26 protein-coding genes are annotated in these 23,697 nt (G+C 60.5%); 13 read left to right on the forward strand and 13 right to left on the reverse strand.

Annotated features, from left to right (window positions below; all coding sequences use genetic code 11):
• Positions 1-16: 16 nt before the first annotated feature.
• From JRN21_00225 to JRN21_00235, 3 genes are all read right to left on the reverse strand, one after another.
• Positions 17-541 carry a 50S ribosomal protein L16 gene (locus tag JRN21_00225; protein ID MDG6987738.1) on the reverse strand — a complete coding sequence of 175 codons (525 nt, stop codon included), beginning with the start codon at positions 539-541 and terminating at the stop codon, positions 17-19.
• Between the two features lie 210 nt (positions 542-751).
• The gene (locus tag JRN21_00230; GenBank protein ID MDG6987739.1) at positions 752-943 is read right to left on the reverse strand and encodes a hypothetical protein; all 192 of its coding nucleotides are present in this window, start codon (positions 941-943) and stop codon (positions 752-754) included.
• A complete protein-coding gene (locus JRN21_00235) occupies positions 940-1,488 on the reverse strand; it encodes a class I SAM-dependent methyltransferase (protein MDG6987740.1) in 549 nt (182 codons plus the stop codon). The genes JRN21_00230 and JRN21_00235 overlap by 4 nt, the downstream gene beginning before the upstream one ends.
• Before the next feature lie 81 nt (positions 1,489-1,569).
• On the opposite strand from JRN21_00235, the gene JRN21_00240 reads away from it, so the two are divergent.
• A complete protein-coding gene (locus tag JRN21_00240; GenBank protein MDG6987741.1) occupies positions 1,570-2,751 on the forward strand; it encodes a hypothetical protein in 1,182 nt (393 codons plus the stop codon).
• On the opposite strand, the gene JRN21_00245 is transcribed toward JRN21_00240, so the two are convergent.
• Together JRN21_00245 and JRN21_00250 are read right to left on the reverse strand one after the other, a co-directional pair.
• Positions 2,727-3,440 (reverse strand): hypothetical protein, encoded by a 714-nt coding sequence (locus JRN21_00245; GenBank protein MDG6987742.1) that lies wholly within the window; start codon positions 3,438-3,440, stop codon positions 2,727-2,729. The genes JRN21_00240 and JRN21_00245 overlap by 25 nt on opposite strands.
• A gap of 31 nt (positions 3,441-3,471) precedes the next feature.
• Positions 3,472-4,173, reverse strand: a complete 702-nt coding sequence (locus tag JRN21_00250; GenBank protein ID MDG6987743.1) for a ribosomal RNA small subunit methyltransferase A — start codon at positions 4,171-4,173, stop codon at positions 3,472-3,474.
• Between the two features lie 373 nt (positions 4,174-4,546).
• Here JRN21_00250 and JRN21_00255 point away from each other — a divergent pair, with 373 nt between their 5' ends.
• Positions 4,547-5,857 carry an amino acid permease gene (locus tag JRN21_00255; protein MDG6987744.1) on the forward strand — a complete coding sequence of 437 codons (1,311 nt, stop codon included), beginning with the start codon at positions 4,547-4,549 and terminating at the stop codon, positions 5,855-5,857.
• A 26-nt stretch (positions 5,858-5,883) separates the two neighbouring features.
• Here the strand turns inward: JRN21_00255 and JRN21_00260 are convergent, their stop codons facing one another.
• The 5 genes from JRN21_00260 to ffh form a co-directional block, all read right to left on the reverse strand.
• Entirely contained in the window at positions 5,884-6,438 is a 555-nt protein-coding gene (locus tag JRN21_00260; GenBank protein ID MDG6987745.1) for a DUF655 domain-containing protein, read from the reverse strand.
• Positions 6,439-6,585: 147 nt separating this feature from the next.
• Positions 6,586-6,912: an RNA polymerase Rpb4 gene (locus JRN21_00265; GenBank protein ID MDG6987746.1), complete on the reverse strand. Its 327-nt coding sequence runs from the start codon at positions 6,910-6,912 to the stop codon at positions 6,586-6,588.
• On the reverse strand, positions 6,912-7,196 hold the full coding sequence (locus JRN21_00270) for a 50S ribosomal protein L21 (protein ID MDG6987747.1): 285 nt from the start codon (positions 7,194-7,196) through the stop codon (positions 6,912-6,914). The genes JRN21_00265 and JRN21_00270 overlap by 1 nt, the downstream gene beginning before the upstream one ends.
• On the reverse strand, positions 7,150-8,292 hold the full coding sequence (locus tag JRN21_00275) for a hypothetical protein (GenBank protein ID MDG6987748.1): 1,143 nt from the start codon (positions 8,290-8,292) through the stop codon (positions 7,150-7,152). The genes JRN21_00270 and JRN21_00275 overlap by 47 nt, the downstream gene beginning before the upstream one ends.
• Entirely contained in the window at positions 8,293-9,615 is a 1,323-nt protein-coding gene (gene ffh / locus JRN21_00280; protein MDG6987749.1) for a signal recognition particle protein, read from the reverse strand. It lies immediately after the preceding gene.
• A 62-nt stretch (positions 9,616-9,677) separates the two neighbouring features.
• Here ffh and JRN21_00285 point away from each other — a divergent pair, with 62 nt between their 5' ends.
• Positions 9,678-10,475: a class I SAM-dependent methyltransferase gene (locus JRN21_00285; GenBank protein ID MDG6987750.1), complete on the forward strand. Its 798-nt coding sequence runs from the start codon at positions 9,678-9,680 to the stop codon at positions 10,473-10,475.
• On the forward strand, positions 10,472-11,194 hold the full coding sequence (locus JRN21_00290; GenBank protein MDG6987751.1) for a diphthine--ammonia ligase: 723 nt from the start codon (positions 10,472-10,474) through the stop codon (positions 11,192-11,194). Before JRN21_00285 ends, JRN21_00290 begins: the two co-directional genes overlap by 4 nt.
• Here JRN21_00290 and JRN21_00295 read toward each other — a convergent pair.
• The 3 genes from JRN21_00295 to JRN21_00305 all read right to left on the reverse strand — a co-directional run bounded on the left by JRN21_00295 (position 11,151) and on the right by JRN21_00305 (position 13,989).
• On the reverse strand, positions 11,151-12,350 hold the full coding sequence (locus JRN21_00295; GenBank protein MDG6987752.1) for a trypsin-like peptidase domain-containing protein: 1,200 nt from the start codon (positions 12,348-12,350) through the stop codon (positions 11,151-11,153). The two genes, JRN21_00290 and JRN21_00295, sit on opposite strands and share 44 nt — an antisense overlap.
• Before the next feature lie 198 nt (positions 12,351-12,548).
• Positions 12,549-13,526: a hypothetical protein gene (locus tag JRN21_00300; protein MDG6987753.1), complete on the reverse strand. Its 978-nt coding sequence runs from the start codon at positions 13,524-13,526 to the stop codon at positions 12,549-12,551.
• Positions 13,527-13,578: 52 nt separating this feature from the next.
• Positions 13,579-13,989 carry a translation initiation factor IF-5A gene (locus JRN21_00305; protein ID MDG6987754.1) on the reverse strand — a complete coding sequence of 137 codons (411 nt, stop codon included), beginning with the start codon at positions 13,987-13,989 and terminating at the stop codon, positions 13,579-13,581.
• Between the two features lie 133 nt (positions 13,990-14,122).
• Here JRN21_00305 and JRN21_00310 point away from each other — a divergent pair, with 133 nt between their 5' ends.
• From JRN21_00310 to JRN21_00350, 9 genes are all read left to right on the forward strand, one after another.
• Positions 14,123-14,617 (forward strand): NOB1 family endonuclease, encoded by a 495-nt coding sequence (locus JRN21_00310; protein ID MDG6987755.1) that lies wholly within the window; start codon positions 14,123-14,125, stop codon positions 14,615-14,617.
• 398 nt (positions 14,618-15,015) lie between these two features.
• Complete coding sequence (locus JRN21_00315) at positions 15,016-15,423, forward strand: class I SAM-dependent methyltransferase (protein ID MDG6987756.1); 408 nt, start codon at positions 15,016-15,018, stop codon at positions 15,421-15,423.
• 330 nt (positions 15,424-15,753) lie between these two features.
• Positions 15,754-16,719, forward strand: coding sequence for a transcription initiation factor IIB (gene tfb, locus JRN21_00320; GenBank protein ID MDG6987757.1), 966 nt, complete (start codon positions 15,754-15,756; stop codon positions 16,717-16,719).
• A 198-nt stretch (positions 16,720-16,917) separates the two neighbouring features.
• Positions 16,918-17,730, forward strand: a complete 813-nt coding sequence (locus JRN21_00325; protein ID MDG6987758.1) for an amidohydrolase — start codon at positions 16,918-16,920, stop codon at positions 17,728-17,730.
• A gap of 590 nt (positions 17,731-18,320) precedes the next feature.
• Positions 18,321-19,790: an MFS transporter gene (locus tag JRN21_00330; protein ID MDG6987759.1), complete on the forward strand. Its 1,470-nt coding sequence runs from the start codon at positions 18,321-18,323 to the stop codon at positions 19,788-19,790.
• Positions 19,791-19,852: 62 nt separating this feature from the next.
• Positions 19,853-20,266 (forward strand): hydroxyphenylacetyl-CoA thioesterase PaaI, encoded by a 414-nt coding sequence (paaI, locus tag JRN21_00335; GenBank protein MDG6987760.1) that lies wholly within the window; start codon positions 19,853-19,855, stop codon positions 20,264-20,266.
• A gap of 139 nt (positions 20,267-20,405) precedes the next feature.
• Positions 20,406-21,713 carry a phenylacetate--CoA ligase gene (locus JRN21_00340; GenBank protein MDG6987761.1) on the forward strand — a complete coding sequence of 436 codons (1,308 nt, stop codon included), beginning with the start codon at positions 20,406-20,408 and terminating at the stop codon, positions 21,711-21,713.
• 20 nt (positions 21,714-21,733) lie between these two features.
• The gene (locus tag JRN21_00345; GenBank protein ID MDG6987762.1) at positions 21,734-22,672 is read left to right on the forward strand and encodes an enoyl-CoA hydratase/isomerase family protein; all 939 of its coding nucleotides are present in this window, start codon (positions 21,734-21,736) and stop codon (positions 22,670-22,672) included.
• 47 nt (positions 22,673-22,719) lie between these two features.
• Positions 22,720-23,685, forward strand: coding sequence for a zinc-binding dehydrogenase (locus JRN21_00350; GenBank protein MDG6987763.1), 966 nt, complete (start codon positions 22,720-22,722; stop codon positions 23,683-23,685).
• Positions 23,686-23,697 lie beyond the last annotated feature (12 nt).

The raw sequence follows: 23,697 nt of genomic DNA on the forward strand, positions 1-23,697 counted from the left end.
TAGGTAGCGCCCGCGACTAAGATGCCTGAGCGGCTGGGGCCTCGGCCTTCTGGCGTTCGACGATCTCCGTATGGGTCTTCATGGGTAGCTTCGTCCCCGCGGCCCACATGGCCAACTTCGCCTTGTCGAGGTTCTCTTTCATCACGCTGAGCTCCAAAATCACGCTCCCGATCCCGACTCTGGCTGCCATGCCTATGGGTTTCCCGAACGCCTTCCTCATCCCTTCCTGAAGACGGTCCGCTCCCGCCGTAGCGATCATCTTGTTCTCCCTGAGAATCGAGAACGGATACGTAACCACCCTCAGGCAGAACTGCTCTTCTGTGAGGATGGCGACCTTCTTGCTTGCCGCTACCCTGGCGGCCTCCAGGGCGTTGCTCCTTATCTGGACCCGACCTTCTGAGACGAGGCTCAGTTTCACATCGTAGTCCGGCCTGCTCTTGCCGGTGGTGAACCTGGCTACCTTGGGGTTGGGCGCTCCAGGGGCGTATTTCTTCGAGGTGTACGCCATGCCTCTGATGACACGATAGTTCTTTCCATGCATTTCCTTCGCCTTTCAGAGCCGCGCGTCCGCGACCCCTAATTAAGCTTCAAAGGGACCGCCCTGGCCTGAGGTGCCAGGCTTGCAAGGTGGAGCCGTCGGCCAAACAGCTCCTTGGTCTCTCTCCCTTGCCTCCGGACGGCTTCCCATCAGCCCGAGGTCTTCCGCCTCCTCTATGGCCCCTGCCCAGGCCCCGTCCAAGGTGCCCGGACTCTAAGGTGCCCCTGGATACCTGACGCCGACGTAAAGTCCCCTCCCGGGGGCCAGCGACCGCTTCAGGTACCTTGCTTCCATCCCTGCCCTTCCCATCAAGTCCAAGAACTTGTCCACCTCGAAGAGCCCCATCACCATCCTGTCCCTGTATGCTTTCATCCCCTTCCCGCCCTCGGCGACTACGATCCTCATGTCCAGGACAGAACGCCCTCTCTGCACGGTCGCGGGCTGACCCTGACGACCTTGAAGCCGTCGGTCCCCTGGGTCAACACATGGACGTGACCGTCTTTGAACGTCGACCTCGTGAGCCAAGGCTCTATGATCGCTACGCCTCCTGGTCGGAGGTGCCTGGCGAAGTTGCGGAGGGTCCTGGCGAGGCGGGGGTAGGTCTCCACATGCCCGATGGCGCTGAAAAGGCAGAGGACGACGTCGAACTCCCTTCCCAGGTTGAACGTCTCCATATCACCGCAGATGAACTCCACTCCGGTGACGTTCCGCCTCGCCAGCCTGAGCATGTCCCTGGACGAGTCGACTCCTACGCAGTCGAAGCTCCCTGTCAGCGCCTCGAGGTGCTTCCCGGTACCGCACCCGACGTCGAGGAGCGCCTTCCCCCGGGACCGCTTGTACCGCTTTATCAGTTGACGAACTATTTCTGATTCCCTGCGGTAGTCCTTCCAGGAATACATGACATCGTAGTACTTGGCGAGCTCTCCATATTCCAGTATCCCGCCGGCCACGCCGCAACGGGGGGACTCTCCCTCTAATCGGTCTTGTCCCCCGGTCCACCCTTAATATCACGGGTCGGCTGAGCCGTCCAGATGCCGTCCGTCCTTCCCTTCTCGCTTCTCGAGTCAGACTCCGTCGCAGCGGTCCTGGCTTTCGGGAAGCTCTCCGTGCTCGAGGCATGTTCGCTCCTGGAGGGTTTCGTGCAGCGTGCCGAGGCTCCCTGCGAAAGGGTTTCCGTCCTCCAGGGCGACCACATCGCCGCAGAGCGTCTCGCGGAACTCGCGGGAGTCCACAAGCTCGCACCTCTGGTTTCTTTGCTCGATGGGCCGTCCGAAGTCCAGGGGGCCCTTGCGGACCTGATGGTGGAGCATCTAGACGAGAAGTCGAACGTCTCTCTCAGCGGCTACGGGCTGGAGGAAAGCGACTACGAGGACCTCGTCAGAGGGATGCTCGACGGGCTCAGGGAGCGGGGGCTCAGAAAGGTCAGGCTGCTCAGGCCAAAGGGGAACGAGCTCCTCGCCGAGGACGTCCTCGCGAGGAAGGCGCTCGACGTCGTGGCCTTCCCATATCACGGAGGGTTCGCCCTCGGGCCGACCGTGTGGATCCCCGACTCCGCATCCATGCGCCAGAGGGGGACACAGAGGCCGGCGCCCCGGCCCGAAATCGCGCTCTCCCCTCGGCTCGCGAGGACGCTCGTCAACCTGGCGGGGGTGACACAGGGGCAGACCGTCCTTGACCCCTTCTGCGGCTCGGGAACCGTGCTCGTAGAGGCGCACAAAAAGTCCCTCCGGTGCCTTGGCCTGGACGCCCGAGCGAGCAGGGTCCAGGAGGCAAGGGAGAACCTTCGCTGGTCGGCGGCCGGTGGGCCCGGAATGGGGTATGACATCAGGAAGGGGGACGCCAGGGACCTCTCCCGTATGCTCAGAGGGACGAAGGTGGACGGTATAGTGACCGAACCGCTCCTCCTTCCCAGCCTCGACGCCAGGCCGAGGACGGCGACGGCGCAGGCGATGGTCGGAGAGGCGGCGGAGGTCTACAACGACGCCCTCGCCTCCATGGCCGAGTCCATCCGCCCCGGAGGACGAATCGTCGTGGCGGTCCCGGTGGTCCAGACAATGGACGGAGACGAAGTCACGCTCACCTTGGACGGTAGGAGCCTCGGCTTACACCTGTTCCAGCCGGGACCGGTAGGGTTCGAATACCCGGTCAGGCTGTCCTTTGAGAGCACCCGCTGGATAAAACGAGCAGTCTACGTCTTCGAGCCCCGGTCCTGATTTTCCAGCCCTGCGACGGCCTTCCTGAAGACCCCCGACAGCAGGTTGAGCTGTGCGTCAGTCATCCGCGAGGTGGCCGCCATCCTCTTCCCCGCCTGGAACATGCTCCCGCCCCTGTGCTTGGGTACCCTGGACGCCTCGGCGAGCTCGTAGAGGCTCCTGGCAAAAACCTCCCTCGCCGTTCGCCCCTGGGCGGGTCCCCTCCTCCTGTCCCCCCTAGACGCAAGGTAGAGCACGATGGCAGCCGCATGACCGATGTTAAGGGACCTGTACGCCTGCCCTGTATCTATGGTGGTGGTGACATCGCAGGTCCCGATCTCTCCGTTGGTGAGCCCTGTCGTATCCCTCCCCAGGACTATGGACGACGAAGCCGCAGAGGCGAGCATCTCATGCAACCGGTCGGGGTTGACGGTCCTCCTGACCACATTAGATCTCTTTGACGCCCTCACGGCGGTAGTTGCAACCAGGAATTCGTTCTCTTTCCTCACCGCCTCGAAAGTCGTCACGACCGCCCTGTCAAGGACCTCGGACGCGTGTGAGGCGTACACCGCTGCCACGGAAAGGTCGACCTTGGGGTTCACAAGGTAGAGCTTCTCGACGCCGAAGTTCTGGACCAGCCTGGCCACATGACCCACATTGACCGGTCCCCTTGGCTCGACCATGGTGAGCGAGACTCCTCTGGGAAGCATGGGGACGCCTGGGCTTGACGGGATAAAGCCGCTACCTTCCGCAGATTTCATGGACTTCGGAGGGCGTGAGCGAATATACTCTCCGCCTGCCGTAGTCTCCCTGCCCTCTCATTTCCAGCTCAGCCAGGGCTCCGACCACTTCGCGCCGCCTCAGCGAGAAGAGCCGGGCTATCTTCGACTCCTCCTCCCGGGTCACCAGGCGCCTGGGGGTGATTGAGACGACGGCCGAGCTGACCTTTGGACGGGGCGAAAACGCCTCCCTCCCCACCCGCTCCAGGACCTCCACGTCTAAGGCGACCTGGGCGAGGGCCGAGACCCCCCGATAGTCCCTGTCCCCTGGGGGCGCAGTCAGCTTCCTGACGAAGTCCTCCTGCAGCATCACCACGGCCCTGGAGAACCTTGCCCGGCTCAGCCAGTCTACGAAGGCGGACGACTCGGAGTAGGGGAGGCTCGCAACCAGCACGTCGAACACCGGCGTCGCTTCGAAGGCGTCCCCGAGGCGGATGTCCGCTCCCGTCCCCTCCAGAGCCCTTGTCGTTTCTTTGTGGTTCACGGGGTCCACCTCATACCCGGTCAGGGACGCGCCTCTCCCTGCGAGGAGCCTGGTCAGCGTCCCCCTTCCGGTCCCTATCTCAAGCACCCTCTCCCCTGGACCGATGGCGGCATAGGACACCATCCTCCCGGCGAGCTCCTGGTCCACCAGGTAGTGCTGCCCGAGTCTATGCCTCTTCATCTACTTCCTGACAGTTACGTCAACACTCGTACGAGCATCTATTGTCCTTATCCTCTCACTCGCATACGTCTGAAGGCAGGACCAACGGGAAACCAAGGCGGCCCGGACTCGACGAATCAATCGAGAGACCGCATGTTAAGCTTTGGCTTGCCGGCATGCCGAAGTCTCGGCGAGCTAATCCTGCCATCCATCGCAGCTCGCACGACCAGGGGCATTTAGCGTCCTGCGTCGCAGACCTTGTCGCGCGAACACAGACCTTGCCAGAGATTTGACGGGCCACGCGGTTTCCGTAACGGAAGTGACAGGTTATGAAAGGCTGTGACCAAGGGCCCTCTCCTTGCCTAGACGAGGGTTGCGAGGTAGAACATAGCTCATGAGTAGAAGGAAACTGAGCTTCTGGGAGGCCACGGCCATCGGGCTGGGGAACATCGTCGGCGCAGGTATATTCGTGATGGCTGGGGCTGCTGTCAACGAGGCCGGAGCCGGGGCCTTGGTGGCGTTCGTCATCACCGCCGCCCTCGCGATCACGGTCGGCCTGAACAGCGCGGAACTCTCTTCAAAACTGCCGGACATACAAGGAGGGGTCTACAGCTTCGCCAAGGCCACCCTCGGGGACACCATCGGCTTCCTCGTGGGATGGTTCAGGCTCATATCTTACGCGGTGAGCGGCGCGGCAGTCGCTCTTGGCTTCGCGGCTTACCTCATAGACTTTGGGTTGCCCCGACTGGCATACTTCCCACTTGCGGCGACCCTCATCGTGACCCTCTGCCTTGTTGAGATGAGGGGGATCAAGATCGCGTCCGAATTCGAAAAGTGGCTCGTGGCCTTCACAATCGTGGGCCTCGGTCTGACTGTCGCAGCGATTCTTTTCTTCGGGAGGTATTCTCCCAGTAACTTCGCTCCCCTGTTTCCACTTGGATCTTTGGGAGTCATCCAGGCCGCGAGCCTGGCCTTCTTCGCTTACTCCGGCTTCAACACGATTGCAACCCTCACCCCCGACGTGGAGGACGGGGCAAAGAAGGTCCCCAAGGCGATAATGACCTCTCTCGGGATAAGCTCAGTCTTCTACATATTGGTGGTCTTTTCGTTGCTGTATGCTACGAAATGGACTGGGTACGGGACTGCCTCGAACCCTGTTTCGCTCGCCCTCGCCGCGGTCCGAGCCCCAGGCCCGATTTCCAGCGTCGTCAGCGTGGCGGCGCTGACGGCGACTCTGACCGTGACGCTTTCTCTAATCATAGCTGGCTCGAGGACCGCCAAGCAAATGGGAGAGGACAGGATGCTCCCCTCCTTTCTGGGCAGGGGCTCAAGAGTACCAACACTGGTCATAGCCGTTGTGATGCTTTCATCGCTTGCGCTCGGAAACGTGGAGTCGATTGCTCTCGTGGCGAACTTCGGCGTCATATTCTCGTACATGCTCTCCGGGGTAGAAGTCGCGATAACGAGGAAAAGGCTGATGCGTGGGAGCTACCTTTCGCTAGGCTATCCTTACGTCCAGATATTCTCCGTCGTGCTTTCGGGTTCCTTGATGCTCGGCCTCGGCGAGCAGTCCCTCGTGATTGGATCTTTGACGTTGCTGGTGGGGCTTGTCTTTCACTCGGTATACGAGCGCATCGTCAAGGCATCACCACGGGATGGCTCGACGGAGCACGGTCAGAGTCCACAGGACGGCGGCCCGTCCTAAGATAGTCCTGCGCAGAATGTGTGGGGTTACTTCCTGACGAATATGCTCACCCTGGAGTCGCCGGCGAGCTCTTCCACGATCCGCTTGGCCATCATCTTTGCAGGCTCCCTGAGTCCCACCCTCTTCTGGACGTCGTCGAAGCTGGCGAAGGGCTGTTTCTCCCTCATCTCGACGATCTCCTTCATGAATGTCTTCCCTATGCCGGGTATCAACTCGAGGGCGTGCAACCTGGGGGTGAGCGGCTGCAGGTCGTTAAGGTATGCCACGTACTTCTTCTCGTTCTCTTTGACCAGGTCTTCAGCGACAGAGGGGAGCGACGCCCTGGCTTCGGGAGTGAGCTCTTCATAGGCGAGCTTCCCCAGCACGCTCGCTATCTTCTCGCGTCCTTCCTTCCCTATCTTCACTTTCTCTCCGACCTCGAAGTCTTGGTTCTCCATGGCCAGGAGCTCAAGGAGGGTCAGCCTGTCCTCACCCAGAGCCTGGACCATCGGTCCCTCTCTCCCCTTGATCACCACAGACTTCCCCCTCTGAAGGAAGTCAAGGACATAGGCGCTCTCCTCGTACTTCTTATCCGCTGGCATCAAATCCCAGGACTACACTTCCTTTTGGGCCAGCTAGTTGGACGGGGACCTCGGCCTGCGGAAGAGAATCGCGAACACGATGTGCATGCCCCCCGGCCTTTCCCTATTCGCATTCAGGGACGCCTTGCTATTTAACGGTGTCCCGAGTTAAGACTTCGGATGCAGTATCTTCAGTATCTTTTCGAGCGTCTCGGTCGAGAGGAGCTTCCTCCACCCTGACGTGAATGTCCTCAACTCTTCCACCGACTTCGGCGAGACATTGACTAACTCCACCGCCTCCTCTTCACTCAGCCCCGCCTCCGTCTCCAGTTCCTTCCTCAGCTTCTTGGCGGTGTCCGCCTGGACCTTCGAAAACTTCGTCGTGTAGTCCAGGGTCCTCTTCTGAATCTGGTCCGCCTTCTCCAGGTCAATCTTCTCCAGTATCTGGTTTGCCTCCGGGATAGTCAGTAGTTTCTTCTCGGGTTTCTCTGACATCAGTTTCCCTCCATCCTGACCACGTGCTCCTTCCTGGCGATAAGAGTCTTGACCTTGTCCCCGACCCTGACATCGATGGTGACGGCCCGCCTCCCCACCTTGGTGACCGTCCCTACCAGGCCGTTGAACCTTCTGTGCGGCATCCCCTTCACTTGAGCAGGGTCGATTTTGATTACCACCTTGTCGGTGGGGGAGTACTCCACCAGCAGGCTGCTGAGCCCCTTCTTAGCCGACGATCTAAGGAGCGACCTGGTCCTTCTCCTTGTTCCGTGCGACTTCGGCAAATCTGAAACCCCCTTTCTCCTTGACTCTGCAGATGTCGAAGGTGCGGCAACCGACTTCAGTTTTTAAGACTTCCGACACCGAGGGCGAGACGAGTTCCCCGCTCACGAACCTCTTCACCGGGAGGCCGCCGTCCAGTTCGGCGTCTATCACCAAGGCCCTCCCTCTCGCGGAGGCGGCCACACTGTAGACCTTCTTGAAGGCCGGCCTGCTGCCTGGCCTCTCGAAGGTGACCTCAGCCCCGCGGAACCTCGAGCGGAGCTCTCTGAGCCCTTCGGGAGTGACCCTGGCGGCGGCTCTTGCCCTGATCTTCGTAAGGAATCGGAACGGCGGGAGCATGACCGGCTTGGACGGGAGCGTCCTCCCGGACGACACCGAGACCAGCCCCCCCTTGACCCTCGCTCCGAACTTCTTGGGGATCCTCCTTATCTTCGGGCTCTTCACCTCGACGACGAACGGCCTCCCAGGAGGGAAGACCCTGCTCTCTCTATCCTCGCTGCCGAGCCAGGTGAAGACCATCCTCTCACTCCCGGTGAACCCCCCTATCTTCCGCCTGAGCGCCTCCTCGACGCTTGGTTTCCTGTCGAACCCAGTCCCTCCGCACTTCTGGCACCCTCCCCCCCTGCAATCCGGACAGAGCGTCTTCCGCTGGGAAATCCCTGCCGGCTTGGAGTACCTTCCATAGAAGAAAGCCGGCCTGGACGCGACCGAGACCTCCCCTGTCCCGAAGTCGGCGAGGATGCTGAGATCTGGTCTCCCTTTGTCCACCCGCCTGCGGGTCGACCGGACGACGCCGAAGGCGACGAGCCTCGCCGCTTGCGCCTTCACCGTCTCGCTCCCCTTCAACCTGAGCTCTGACCTGAGTTCATCCTCCCGCTCCTGAACCCCTTCCGGGAGCGTGACTCCGACGGCGAACGTCCTGAACTCGTAGGCTCGGACCTTCCTCCTCGCCCGTTCGGCCATTTCATCCGTCGCATCCATGGTCCCTGAGCAGACTGAACACTCGCTCCCGGGGACGACCTCGAAACGCGGCGCCCCCGCCCCTTGTCTCTCAGAACAGAGTCTGCAGAGACGATGCCACCGCTGCGTCAGCTGCACCTACCCTTCGCCCATGCGGCGCATCATCTGCCTGAGCTCGCGCCCCTTGCTGGTTTTCACCAGGGTCTTCATCTGCTTGTACCTCGTCAGAAGCTCTCTCACATCCTTGTCGCTCCGGCCGGACCCCTTCGCTATGCGCCTCAGCCTGGAGGCGTTTATCGTCTCCGGGTTTTCCTTCTCGTCCCCTGTCATCGACTGGATTATGGACCTATAGACCTTGACCCTGTCCTCGGCCTTGTCGAGCTCCTTGGCATCCACCTGGCCCGAGAACCCGGGGATGTGCTCGAGGATCTTCTTGAGCGAGCCGAACTTCTTCATCTGCTCGAATTGGACCAGCAGGTCGTTCATGGTCATCTTCCCCGACATCACGCGCTGGGTCATCTTCTCGTCGACCACCACCTCGGACTCCCGTACCATGTCCATGAGGGCCCTCAGGTCCCCCATCCCGAGGAGCCTCCCTACGAACCTCGTGGGGACGAACTCCTCCAGGTCGTCGATTCTCTCTCCGGTGCCGATAAAGTGGACCTTCGCCCCGGTGGCTGCCGACGCAGCCAGGGCGCCGCCTCCCTTCGCGGCACCGTCCAACTTCGTCACTATGATGCCTCCTACGGGCGCGGCCTGATGGAACGCCTTTGCCTGGTTGTAGCACTGCTGGCCTATGGTCCCGTCTATGACGAGGATGGTCGCATCGGGCTTGACGCCACTTACCACCTCCTTCATCTCCTGGAGGAGGCCCTTCTCCTCCTTGTGCCTCCCAGCGGTGTCTATAATCACCAAGTTCTTGGACCCTTCAAACGCCTTCCTCCCGTCCTTCGCTATCTTCACCGAGTCTTTCTCCTTCCCGTCGCTGTACACCTCTACCCCGGCCGACGCCGCCAGGGCCTTCAACTGAGCCACAGCTCCCGGCCTGAAGGTGTCTGCAGCCACCACGCCGACCTTGAACCCGCGCCTGGAGTACAGCCGTGCCAGCTTCCCGGTCGTCGTCGTCTTCCCTGACCCCTGGACCCCGAGCATCACCAATACGTTGGTCCTGTCCCTGTCGAGCTTGAGCCCTCCTTCGCCGCCAAGGACCCCGGCGAGCTCCTCGTACAGTATCGAGACTATTTGGTCCTTCTTGGTAACGCCAGCCGGGGGCTTCTCCTCCAGGGCCCTCTTCTGGACCCTCTCCGTCGCCTCCAGGGCTATCCTCACGTTGACGTCAGACTGGATGAGGGCCCTCTGAAGGTCGCGGACGAACTCCTTCACCGACTTCTCGTCGACCAGGTTCGCCCCGACGAGCTTGCGGACAGCGGCCTGGAGCCCATCTCGCAGAGAGTCTAACATGAAACGAACTCGGAACTCCGCGTTCCGGTTCTTTAATAGGGTTGAGCCCGCAGGAGACAGGTTTGCTCAGGTCAAGCACAGCTAAGCGGGACGGCTGGGACGATCTTTCTGACTGGTACGATCGGAAGCAGGGGGATTCGGGCGACCTCTGGCACAGGACCCTCATAGACCCTGGCCTGCTGCGTGTGGTGGGAGACTGCAGGGGGAAGGATGCCCTAGACCTCGGGTGCGGCAACGGTTACCTGTCTCGCCGGCTCGCGGCCCTTGGAGCGCGGGTGACAGCGGTGGACGGGTCCTCCAGGATGATCAGGAACGCGAAAGCCCGCGACAGGGGCACCGGGGTGCGATACCTCAGGCGCGACGCCGACGCGCTGAGGGGGGTACCCAGTGCGGCGTTCGACATCGTCTTCGCGAACATGAGCCTGATGGACATGGCAGACCTGACCGCGGAAGGCGCTGTGGGAGAGGCTGCGAGGGTCCTGAAGGAAGGAGGGCGGCTCGTCGCCAGCATCTCTCATCCGTGCTTCGACGTCATGTCGAATTCGGGCTGGATAGCGGAGAAAATGTTCGGGGGTCGCCGCGTAATCTACCGGAAGGTCACGGGGTACCGCAGATCGTTCTCCGAGCAGGCGCCATGGCGGATGGCGGACGGTTCGAAGAGGTATACCGCCTGCTACCACAGGCCCCTCAGTTGGTATGCGCGGTTGCTGCGTTCGATGGGGTTCGTAATCACTTCCCTCGAAGAGCCGGAACCTACCGACGAGTTCGTTGAGAAGGAGCAGGTGGAAGGGGACCTGGACGGCCCCGGGGCAATGGAAGTCCCGCTCCACCTAGTGATTGAAGCGGTAAAGTCAGAATGAGGGTGGGTGTGCTCTGGTCGGGAGGGAAGGATTCCACCTACGCCGCCTGGCTGGCCTCCAAGAAGGAAGAGCTCGCCTGTTTGGTAACCATCACTCCGAAGTCCGACGAGTCATACATGTTCCACTACCCAGACCTGAAGTGGACGGCTCTACAGGCCGAAGCGATGGGAGTCCCGCAGCTCACCTCTGACACCGAGGGGGTCAAGGAGGAGGAGCTGAAGGACCTGGAGGACGCCCTGGGTGAGGCGAAGTCCAGGTTCAGCCTCGAAGGGGTGTATACAGGCGCCCTGGGGAGCGTCTACCAGAAGAGCAGGGTCGAAAAGGCCTGCGGGAAGCTCGGCCTGACCTGCGTCTCTCCGCTGTGGGGCGCGGACCCCGAAGCCCACCTGCGGAGGCTGATAAGTGACGGGTTCTCCGTCATGATGGTGAGCGTGTCCGCACTCGGTCTGGACGAAGGGTGGCTGGGAAGGGTGCTCGACGATGGTGCGGTCGACGAGCTTGTCGCCCTGGGGAGGAAGTACAGGTTCCACGTCGGGCTGGAAGGGGGCGAAGGCGAGACGTTCGTGCTGGACGCGCCTATGTTCTCTAAGAAGGTGGAGGTCCGCTCGGCACTGAATCACTGGCGCGGAGACAGAGGATACCTGGAGATAACCGACGCCAGGCTGATACCCAAGTCTAGCCCGAGGGTGGAGGCGGCCTGGTCCCCAAGACCAGGTTGATGGTCATCTGCTGCCCGTCCCTGATTATGCTGAGGGACAGGGTCTGACCGGGTAGGGTGTACTCTTCCAGGTAGGTGGACAGCGAGTCGGAGTTCACGATTTTCGTCCCGTTGACTGCCGTGATTATGTCTCCGCCGATGAGATAGCTGCTCCCGCTCACATCTGCCGTGCCGGTCCCCCCCTTTAGCCCAGCGGCCTGGGCCGGTCCTCCGCTTACGACCTGCTCGACCAGGACACCATAGGTGACGTTTGCGTTCTCCAGTTGGGCGAGCTGGTAACTCATGTCCACTGTGGTGATCCCCATGTAGGAGTGGAGGTCATAGGAGCCGGTAGTCACTAGGGAAGAGAGCTCCTTCAGGATGGTGTCAGAAGGGATGGCGAACCCGACCCCCTGAGAACTCTGGACCGTCGCCGTCGTTATCCCCACCACCGCCCCCTGGGAGTCCAGCAGCGGACCTCCGGAGTTCCCGGGGTTGATCGGGGCGCTGAACTGGATGACGTCGGCTATCGCGAAGTTCCCTGCCAGAGGGTCGGAGATGGTCCTCCCCAGCTGGCTGACTATCCCCGCGGTCATCGACCCGGCGAGCCCGAAGGGGTTGCCGATGACGGCCACTGGCTGACCGACGGCCAGGAGCGCTGAACTGACCAGGTCGAGGGGGTGGAACTCAGAAGCGGGCGCGCTCACGTTCAGCACAGCGAGGTCGCTGTAACCGTCGCTCCCCAGCACCGTGGCCGGGTAGGCGTCCCCGTCCTGGAACGTCACCGTGATGCCGTTCACCCCGCTTACTACGTGGAAGTTGGTGACGATGTAGAAGTTCCCGGTGTAGTTGATCACGAACCCCGACCCAAGGACCGTCGAGTTCGTCCCGCCAGAGATGCTCGTCCCCTGGACTGTCACCACACCGCCGGAGTCGGCCTTGTAGATCTGGACCGTGTCAAGCCCCTGGAATGTGCTATTCGTCTGCTGGGTGGCCGCCGCCAGTTGCTTTTGGAGTTGAGAGTTCTCGGAAATCAGGGAGTTGATGAGAGTACTGTCAGATTTGGCCTTCGCCTGGCTCATTTCAGAAACCACCGAGAAGGTCAGGATGGAGGCGAGCACCACGGCGACCGCCAGCACCCCCCAATACGCCGTTCCGGCTCCTCTGCGGACCTTCATCTTCGGGGAGTTTGCCCTCCGACCGACACAAAAACCTATATCCGAAAACGCGCCAGATGCGGTTGCTCTAGATGAAGGGGTTTCGGGAAGAGCCGTCTGAGATATCCGATGAAGAGCCAAACCGTCGATAGAGCACTTCTGGCTCTTCCACTACCGTCCTGAAAACAAAACGGAGGGGAGAGCCGCAAGGCTCTCCGTTCAGACTGGGCTACCCGCAGTTGCCGTTGCCAGGGGCTTCCTCTTCGACCTGAGGAAGAGATACCCGGCGGCGAGGGCCACCAGGCCGACTCCCGCCCCTGCTTCTAGGTATACTGCTGTCGCCGGCGGAGCCGATGCCATGACCAGGGTGTCCCCCTGGGCGTTGGCGTATCCCTGAATCGCCACCACCCCAGTGGGGTCGGACACGGCCGACAGGGTGTAGTTCTGGTTGTTGATCGAGTAGTCGGCGGTGAGCTTCGACTGGCCCGAGACCGTCTTGGAGAACGTGGTGGTGTTGGTGGCGGAGTTGTAGCTCTTGCTCCAGGTGCTCAGGGGGGTGTTGAGGGCTGTGAAATTGAGCGTAGGCGTCCCCCATATGCTGTCTCTGCTGAACGCATCCATGAGGAAGCCGGTCGCGTAGGCCTGTGAAGATAGGGAGTACTGGAAAGCTGAGCCGACCTGGTTGATGTCGACCATGTGGTTCTCCATGTCCAGGTTCATTGGGCCTGCTACCACGAACGATCGCCAGCCGAGGTTGGCTTCGACGGTGCCGTTGACCACGGTGAAGACCCCGGTAACCCAAGCTGTGACGTTGGTCACCTTGTTGATGACCAGAGCCGTGGAGTTCCCTATGGCCGTGTACTCGAGTGACACAGACATGTTGCTCACGGAGACATGGCTCCGGGAGTCGCCGCCCAGGTGGTCGAAGCTACCCTGGAGCTCCGTTACCCCCTGGTCGCTCCCTGTGAATGACGAGTTCAGCTTGACCGACGAACTCACATTCTCAAGGTGGCTGGCCACCTCAGAGCCCGCGGGGTAGGTGAAGATGATCTTCGTGGTGCTGACGCTGTCGACCCTGGCCACCTTGTCGGTGGGGTTGAGGGTCACGGTCAGGGTAGAGGCTCCGACGACGGGGGCGAGTGAAAATAGCGCGATGACGAGCGCTGCGAGTGGGAGTATCCTCTTCGTTTTTTCCATAAGACGGCTCAGCCGTAGTTTCGGGGTTAAACCTACAGATTTGAACGGCCGCTTAGCTCCCGCCTTTGACGCGCATTATCCTGTTCCGGCCCAGCATCGACCAGTATTCGACCTCGACCCCGGGGACGAGTTCCCCACTGAGCTCGGCCATCTCCTCGGGCGTAGGCTTCGACGTCTCAAGCACCTCGAAGGTCTGAAGGTCCATGATCTGGATGGTGTTGTCCATTATCGAAGTGACCTGCCCCGACCTCTTGTCTATCATGGGGATGTCGACCCTGGACTCGGCTGGCGCCACGTAGCTCTTCTTCGACCCCGTGAAGAGAGAAAGTGCGACGAGCCTCACCTTGGCGCTCCCGTGCTTCCCCGGTTTGAAGTGCTCCCGGCTGACTACCTTGCACGGCTCATCGTCGATGATGATGTAACTCCCTTCTTTCACGCTTCCGAGTTCTGCGGGCCTGCTCAAGAACTGACGCGTTTGCCTTTTTGTTAAAGTAAATAAACGTCTCACCGAAGGACAGCCTCCACGGGTCGATGATGGCGCGTCCCCAGGCCGGCACCTGAGAAAGGCAAGATTGAATCTTTGAAGGCAACAACAATTGTCTGATCCGGCGTACGTCCTTGACTCTACAGCGTTCTACGCGGGGATACCCTACCAGGGGAGCGGCCGATATTATACCACGTATCTCGTCCTAGAAGAGGTCAAGCACCACAACGTAGGGTCTTCATTCATCCAGACCCGGGTGATGGTCACCGAGCCGTCCCCCGAATCCACGAACAGGGTGAAGACCACCGCAGCGAAGACGGGGGACCTGGGCGCCCTCTCACAGACTGATATCTCGCTGCTGGCGCTCGCCCTCGATCTGAATGGGGTCGACGGAGGTGCGAGCCTCATCTCAGACGACTTCGCGGTCCGGAACGTAGCCGAGGTCCTCTCAATCCCTCTCGCGCCGACCGCTATGAAGGGAGGAGAGTGGAAGAACATCACCTGGAAGATCTACTGCAGGGGGTGCGGGAAGAACTACACCAACCCGAAGCTTGTGGTCTGTCCCGTCTGCGGGACACAACTCGTCAGGAAGGCCTCCAACGCCTGAGGCGAGGCCCGTCCCTGGGCTCTCACTTCCGCTCTTCATACCGTGTCGGGAATGAACGAAAGTCGCTTCGTACCACGCATTCTCGTCCTGGGTACGGCCGTCCTGGCGCTCGCCGTGTATACACATTCTTCCAGATTTCCAGGGAGCCAGAGGTGTGGTGGACCAGGGCGTTAATCCTGGAGGACATGGGCGCGAGGGAACGGCTCTTCCCTCGGTGACCGCGCTTCGTCGGCCAGTTTCGAAACCGTCATATCCGTCTATGGCAGTCGGCCGCAGGGATGTCCGCCTTCATTGGTTGGGTCCTGATTGCGGTCGCTGTGGTCTCCGGGGTGTTCCTCCTCTGGACGGCCGCCATAGGAGCCGGATGGGAGCCCACCTCAAAGAGAAAGGTGAGGAAGATGCTCGAGATGAGCGGGGTGGGGCCTTCCGACTTGGTCTACGACCTGGGTTCCGGAGACGGGAGGATCATAGTGGAGGCGGCGAAGGTCTACCACTCGCGGGCCGTCGGAGTGGAGGCCGACCCGGTCCGGGTCTTCCTATCGCGCCTGGTCGTGTCAGCCAACCGTCTGAAGGGGCAGGTCAGGGTCGTGTGGGGGAACCTCTTCCACGTCGACTTGAGCGAGGCGACGGTGGTGACCGTCTTCCTTTCCCAGGGCGCCAACCAGAGGCTGATGCCGAAGCTCCTGTCAGAGTTGAGGCCGGGAGCGAGGGTGGTCTCTTATGTCTGGACCTTCGAGGGATGGACGCCTGCTTCCAGAGACGCGGCCGACAGGCTGTCACTTTATGTCGTCCCGGCACGCGGCTAGATTCCGAGGTTCCCAACCTTATCGCGGGAGCGTTCCAGAGGGACTGAAAGAGCACAGGTCACGTGGCACTTGACTCTCCCTGGGCCCTGGAGGGCTGTGACGGCTCTTGCCTTGGCGCTCTGGTACCGTTGACTTTGGAAGGAGCCGGTGAGAACAAGGCTTCTCAACAGAAGCACGAACGCAGCCGAAACTTGAACGCCCCGAACCCGTGGGCCAAGATTTCCCTTCAGAGTCATGTTCCATTGGTATGCTCAGGTTTTGCTACTAATGCAGAGAATACTACCGCACTTATATACTCAAGGTTGTATACTAGCCACTGATTGAATAGATATGAGATACACTAGAACATCCGTTCTTCAAGTTTCGGACAGGTGCCCGAATTGTGGCAAGAGGACGCTGGTCGAGGACGTCAACACTGGCGAGCTCTCCTGCAACAACTGCGGCTATGTGATTACCGAGAAGTCGGTGGACCAGGGCCCCGAATGGCGCAACTTCGGGGACGAGAAGGGAGGGGACAGGGCCAGGGGTGGCGCGCCGATTTCTATAACCTACAGGGACATGGGGCTGTCAACCATGATAGGGAGCTCCAACAGGGACGCCTCCGGCCGCGCTTTCGCGTCTCCCATGCGCAGCACGATAGATAGACTGAGGAAGTGGGACAACCGCTCCCCCGCGTTCGGCAATCAAGAGAAGAACCTGAGCGTGGCCCTCCGCGAGCTCGAGAAGATGGCCGACAAACTGGGCGTCTCCCAGGCCGTGAGAGAGCGCGCTGCCTACATCTACAGGAAGGCGCTCGAGAGAGGGCTCCTCAGGGGCCGGTCCATCATCGGCATATCGGCGGCCTCGCTTTATGCGGCCATGCGGGACACGGAGACCCCGCGGACGCTCAAGGACATAGCCGAAGCCAACAACCTCGACAGGAAGGCGGTCGCGCGCGACTACCGGATCCTCCTCAGGGAGATGGACCTCACCATGCCGGTGGCAGACGCCGCCAGGAACGTTAACAGGATAGCGTCCCATGTCGGGCTGTCAGAAAGGGTCGCCCGCAAGGCCATAGAGATAGTCCGGATTACAGAGGAGAAGGAGATCTCCGCGGGCAAGTCCCCCATGGGGCTGGCGGCTGCCTCCTTATACCTCGCCGGGGTCCTGGAGGGCGAGGTCAAGACACAGAAGGACATCGCGGAAGCGGCAGGTGTCACGGAGGTAACTGTCCGCAACAGGTACAAGGGGCTCCGCGCAGACTTGGGGAAGCAGCTCGGCCTGTCGGAGACCGAGGACCACACTTCATCACAATAGGCTCCAGACTGGCCGACGCGTACCGGCGCTCAGACTTGGACAGGGCAAAGACGTTCACTTGGGCGGAACGTCCCTTCCCTGATTGGACCTGCACTTTCCCGCCCTCCGGTCGGCTCACAAATCCAGAAATACCAAACCCAGCCACGTCAAGGCACGCGCTCCATCGATTGCCACATCCACATCCTCCCGGTCGAGATGGTGAAGCCGGCTATACGCGACGCAATTCTCTCGTCGAAGGGCATCGATTCGGAGGTGTACGCCAGGGTGTGCAAGGACCCTGCCGAGCTCATCCGGATGCTCGACTCGGCCGACGTCGAGAAGGCGGGGTTGATGTCGTATCAGTCTCCGGACGTCATCGGGGTGAACAACGAGCAGGTCGAGTTCGTCTCGAGGTATAGGCGTCCCTACCGAGATAGGTTGGTCCAGATAGGCTCTGCGAACCCGGTCATCGACGAGAACCCTGTGAAGACCTTGGAGTGGCTCTACAGTAAGCTGGAGGTGGGGATAGTCAAAATCCATCCCGTCCATCAGCTCTACAAACCCAACGCCTACCGCAGAGAGGAAGGGGGGCTCTCCTCGCTTCAGAAGATGTACGAGTTCCTCGACGACCACGAGATGCCAGTGATGGTCCACACCGGGTCGAGCATCTTCCCTGGCGCAGGACTGAAATACGGCGACCCCATCTTCCTCGACGACGTCGCCAACGACTTCCCGGGCCTTCGGCTGATAATGTGCCACGCTGGGAGGCCTACATGGACCGGCATGGCTTCGCTCTTGATGAGGAAGCACCCAAAGATGATGCTCGACCTGACGGGGATTCCCCCGAAGCGCCTCCTGGAGTACCTCCCCAAACTCGAAGAGTTCCAGGACAGGGCCATCTTCGGCACGGATTGGGCGAGCCCAGGGGTCAAGGGGATAAAGGAGAACAAGGATGAGTTCGAAGGAATAGGGATCTCTGCCGAAGCGAAAAGGAAAATACTCTACGAGAACGCGAAACGCATCTTCGGTTAATGGTTCTTACGACGCCGAGGCGAGAAGCGCGCCTCCGGAGGCCGGCATCTGCGTCCGAGGCGAAGGCCGCCAACGAAACCCGTCTAGCCTAAGTCCTTGACCATCTGCCAGGCCAGCCCTATGGACGGATATATGAGACCATGCAGTGAGACCATCAGGTCTCACCCAGAGTCGATTCACCGTTGCCGACCTGCTGGCCGCTGCCGCCTACGACTATCACAGGATTCTCGTAGCGCATCAGCTTGCCGGCGCCGTCGGATCTGCGACGGCCTTCCCGCCCGACGGAACTGGAGTGGCTTCGGTCATCTCTGTCTGTCTGCCCCCGAACTCTCGACCCGGTGATAGGCCCGGCTCCAGAGGAAGGCGCGCCCACGTCATGCGCTTCGCCGACCTTGGCAGTGCGGTGAACGCCGAGCCGAAGAGAAGAAGGAATCGAACCAGGCGATCTGCTCGCTGATGCCCATCGGGACAGGCTGGCAACGTCACAGTCGGACCGGCTCTGGGAAAACTAGAACGACCAGATTCATGACATATGTGATATAATCATGATTGTGTTTATATAATTAGGTTCGGGAGATAGGAGCGCACATTTGGCAGCAGGTTCGACTGAGGAATCGGGCGGTCAAATCATCGCACGGCTGGACAGGATTCCTATCTGGGCGCTTTCCTATCTGTTCATAGGGATCATAGGAATCGGATACATATTCACCTTCTTTGACATCTTCAACATCAACGCTTCTTGGATACAGACCTGCTTCGGGCTCAACGTCGGCGGCAATTGCGCGCCCTTGGGTCCACCGGGGACCGCCGCGTTCGCCACGGCGATTAAGAACGCTGCCAACTACGAAGGGCCTGCAGTCCTCGTCAATTTGATTGGTTACGTCGTCGGCGCTCTGGCCCTTAGCCCACTTTCCGACAGGATTGGTCGCCGAAACATGCTACTGATTACGCTTATGATAACCGGTCTCGGGTCGCTCTACAACGCCTTCGTGTCCGACTACTACAACTTCATCGCTGCGAGGTTCATCACCGGTGTCGGCATAGGAGCAGACCTAGCCATCGTCAACACCTACATCAACGAGGCAGCGCCCAAGAGCGGCAGGGCAAGGTACACATCGCTGCTGTTCGTCCTCGCAGGGATAGGCGTCTTCTCCGCAATCTGGACCGCCGTCTTCCTCACGACTCCGTCGGCTCCCTTCCCGTATGGTATCCCCTGGGCGATAAACCTCGCAGGCGGCTGGCGCTGGATGTATGGTCTCGGCGCAATTCTTGCGCTGTTTGGCATCCTGATGAGGCTCGGAGTCCCAGAGTCTCCGAGATGGCTGATAAGCAAAGGCAGGATTTCCCAGGCGGACGCTATAGTGGCGGACATGGAGCGCAGGGCCACGGAGTCCGTGGGGACCCTGCCACCTATACCTCAGGTGATCTCCGTCCCCACACAGACGAAGGCGGCCCCATTCTCAGAGATTTTCAGCAATACTTTGTACAGGAATAGGACGATTCTCCTGTTCGTCATCTGGTTCCTAGGATACATGACTGTCTACACTGTCGCAGCCGGCGCCACCGTGGTATTGGCTGCGATAGGCTTCGCCTTCCCCGAGAACAACGTGATAGTGGCGGTGGGCATCATCGGCTTCGTCATCGCGGGCGTCCTAGCCGCCTTCCTCGGAGACAAGATGGAGCGGAAGAAATGGCTCCCGATATCGGCGGCCATCACGCTTGTCGGCGCCCTCCTGGTGGGGTCAGGAACGACCGAATTCACCACAGCCGTAACCGGTATCACTCTAATATTCATCGGCATGGACTTCTGGGTCCCGATCACATATGCATGGGTGAGTGAAAGCTTCCCAACACGCGCCAGAGCCACGGGGTTCGCCCTGGCTGATGGAGGCGGACACCTCGGAGGGGGGGTGGGGTTGATTATAACGGCCGCTCTGGTAACTACCCTTCCGGTCATGGGGGTCATGCTGACCATCGCAGGATTCCAGATAGCGTCAGCGCTGATCGCCCAGATAGGGCCGAAGACAGCTAACAAGCGCCTCGACGAAGTATCTCCATAGAACCTGCTCAGTTGTCGCAGGGTCTTGGGAAGCTAAAGTTAGTAGGAGCCCATGGCAGGCTCATGAGGCATGGAGATGTCTCCCACTCGACGGAGAAACTGATACGGAGCGACCCCTTCTCGAAGTCCTTGGGGGTCCATATCATCCGTCTGGGAAAGGGCGAAGCCACCACCTCCCTGAAGGTAACCAGGGGGATGCTGAATTTCCATGGGGTCGCCCACGGTGGCGTGGTATTCTCGTTAGCCGATGCGGCGTTCGCCGCAGCCAGCAACTCGCACGGAACCAGGGCCCTGGCCCTGAACTTCGACATAGCTTACAGACGCCCGGGCCTCTTGGGGGACACGCTCACGGCGGTTGCGACCGAAGAGAGCAGGGGCGCAAGGACCGCCCTCTATCATATCGGGGTAGTCAACCAGGACGGGAAGGTCGTGGCGGCCTGCCATGGGACCGTCTTTATGACGGGCGAGAAGTTCTGACGCGCCACGATACTGTATCACTATGATCTTCGGGGAACCTGAACATCGCTTCCTGAAGTGCCCCAGGCCAGACATGCGGCCCACCAATTTATACAAATAGACAATATTTATATTAAATGCATGCACAGGACTGTGCGGATTGCCTCATAACTACTGGAATCCCCATGTTGAACTGGCTTCGCAGGCTGAACTCGCCGAAATGCAGCTGAAGAGGCTGAGGCACATCCTGGCTTACGTGAACAGATACAGCTCGTTCTATCGAAGCAGGTTCAAGGAACTTGGGCTGGATCCGGAGTCGGTCACCTCTCTCTCCGACCTGCAGAAGTATCCCTTCACCACCAAGGACGACCTGAGGAGGCACAGCTACCCCAACGGGGGCGACTTCCTGTGTGTTCCTCCGAACAGGGTGAAGCTCTACCACATGACCTCGGGGACCACTGGCAACCCTCAGACGGGCCCCTACACCGACAGGGACTATCAACAATGGACGGACCTGATGACGAGGTGCTGCGTCGCGGCCGGGGTGAAGGAAGGGGATGTGGCCCTCAACGCCTTCGGGTACGGGCTGTTCACGGGAGGCGAGGGGTTTCACCAGGGATTGCGGGGCGCAGGAGCCGCCGTCATCCCTTGGAGCGCGGGGAGGACCGAGGGGCTAGTGAAAACCATGAAGGATTTCCGGGCGACCGTCCTTTCTTGCACTCCGTCATACGCTCTATACATCGCAGAGACGGCGAAGAAGATGGGTATCGACCCAGCCAAGGAACTGAACGTCAGGCTGGTCCTAGCAGGGGCCGAGATCTGGGACGAGGAGGTCAGGAGGCGTATCGAGGAAGGTTTCGGCCTCAAGGAGAGGGGAGGGAGGGCAAAGAACGTGTACGGCGCCACGGAGATGTATGGGCCTGGGACAGGAATAGAGTGTGAGAGCGATTCCGGGTTCCACTTCTGGACAGACCACTTCTATCTCGAAGTTGTAGACCCTGAAACACTGGACCCGGTCTCGCCAGGGGAGACCGGCGAGATTGTGGTCACCACCCTCACCAAGGAGGCCATGCCGCTAATCAGATACAGGACAAGGGACCTGACCGTGGTAAACCAGGAAGCTTGCGACTGCGGGCGCAGCCAGTTCCCACGGTGCATGTGGGTCAGGGGGAGGCTGGATGATGTCATCCAGTACAAAGGCGCGAAGGTCTGGCCCTCCACCATACAAGAGACACTGTTGAAATTCGCCGACGTGCAGGAGTTCCAGATAATAGTCGACAAGTCCACCATGGACTACACCTTCGCCATCAACGTCGAACTCTCCGACAGGGCCACCGAAGACACGAAGGAACGGATCTCATCGGAGCTCAGGAAGGTCCTCTATGTGAAGTTCGACATCAAATTCTTCCCAACTGGGAGCCTTCCGAGGTATGAGGGGAAGGCCAAGAGGGTGCTCGTTAAAACATAGGGCCAGGGAGGGCGCGAGCCATGGAATATACCGACATAATTTATCAGAAGCGGTGGCACACTCACACCGCACTGGTGGCGATTAACCGCCCTGAAGACCACAACTCCTACCTCCTGAACACCCTCAGAGAGATGATCGACGCCTTCGACAACGCGATGTGGGACGACGACGTTCAGTTCATCGTCCTGACAGGGATGGGGGACAAGTCGTTCTGCACGGGAGGGAACGTCGACGAGTACGCCCATACCTACGGCAAGAAGCCGGCGGACTGGTGGAAGTGGGGGGAGATATACGGCAGGTTCCTTGACGTCATCCTGCACTGCGGCAAGCCAGTGATATCAAGAATCAACGGCATCGTCGCTGGCGGGGGGCTCGAATTCGTCGCCGCCTCGGACCTGGCCGTCTCCAGCGATAGGGCGCGCTTCCTTTCTCCGGGTCCGCGCGTCGGGATGACTTCCATCGGGGGGCTCTCACAATGGCTCCCTCTACACATCGGGCTAAAGCGGACGGCCGAACTCGTCATGCTGAGCAGCGAGATAGACGCGGCCAAGGCGCACGAGTGGGGAATAGCGAACTTCGTCGTCCCTCATCAGGAGCTGGACGCAAAGGTGAAGGAGCTGATCGACAGGATGCTCGACCTCTCCCCGACCAGCCTGCACTACTTCAAAGTCCACCTCAACTGGTGGAGGGACCTCGTCTGGAAGACCACCTGGGAGCACGCGAAGGAGTTCTTCGCGCTCAACCTCGGGTCGGTCGAGCCCACGGAAGGGCTTTCCGCATTCATCGAGAAGAGGCCCAGGAAGTACAGGGAAATCAGAGACTCCATAGCGAAGGGGATGGACCCGCGCTACCCCCACGGGCCCAACAGCGTGAAATGCCCAAAGTGCGGAGAAGGGTACTTGCCCCTGGGCTCGAAGTACTGCCTTAGCTGCGGTTCCGAGCTGGTGACCCGGTCCTGAAGGCCGCTGTTTTCCATGGACCAAACACCCCCCTGACAGTCGAAGAAATGCCGGCCCCGGACCCACATCCCGGCGAGGCGCTCGTGAAGGTCGCGGCCTGCGGAGTCTGCGCCACCGACCTGCACTACCGGCACGGCACGCCCACGTTCAAGAAGCCCCCGATGGTCCTCGGTCACGAGATTTCAGGCATCGTCGAGGACGTCAGGGACGAAAGTCCTTTCGCGAAGGGGGATAAGGTCTTGATTCCCGCAGTCCTGTCGTGCGGCGCCTGCGGCAACTGCAGGGAGGGGCGCGACAACATATGCGAGAAGATGAAGATGGTCGGGAACCACATCGATGGGGGGTTCGCCGAGTTCGTCGTCGTCCCGTCGAAGATGCTCTTCAAACTCCCGAATGAGTTGCCGCTGCTCGAGAGCGCCATAATCTCGGACGCGGTCTCGACCCCCTTCCACGCCGTGAAGAACAGGGGCGCCGTCCGGGCCGGAGAGTGGGTTGCGGTGTTCGGGTGTGGCGGCGTCGGCCTCAACGCCGTCCAGGCGGCGGCGTCACTCGGAGGGATCGTCGTCGCCGTCGATGTCGACGACAGGAAGCTGGACCTGGCGAAACGGCTCGGAGCGGCCGAAACCGTCAACTCGACCACGAAGGATGCGCCGAAGGTCATCAGGGAGTTGACGGGTGGCGGGGTCGACGTCGCCTTTGAGGTCGTCGGCAAGCCGAGCGTCCTCGACCTCGCATTCAGTTCGGTGAGGCAGGGAGGGAGGCTCGTGACGGTGGGCTACAGCGAGGAGAACTGGAACTTTCGCGTCAACCGCGTCATGTTCAGAGAGATGGCGGTCATCGGCTCCCTCGGGAGCCGTCTGTCAGAATATCCGAGGATCATCGAACTCGTCAGGAGGGGCAAGATCAAGCTGGCCCCACTCGTGTCCGATCGCCTCTCGCTCGAGTCAATCAACGACTCTCTGGACAGGCTAGAGAAGGGAAGCGTTCTTGGAAGGCAGATTGTCGTCCTCTAGTTCTAGAGGCAG

It is taken from the genome of Nitrososphaerota archaeon (assembly GCA_029785825.1).
In the GTDB taxonomy this organism is placed as follows: domain Archaea; phylum Thermoproteota; class Nitrososphaeria; order Nitrososphaerales; family Gagatemarchaeaceae; genus UBA183.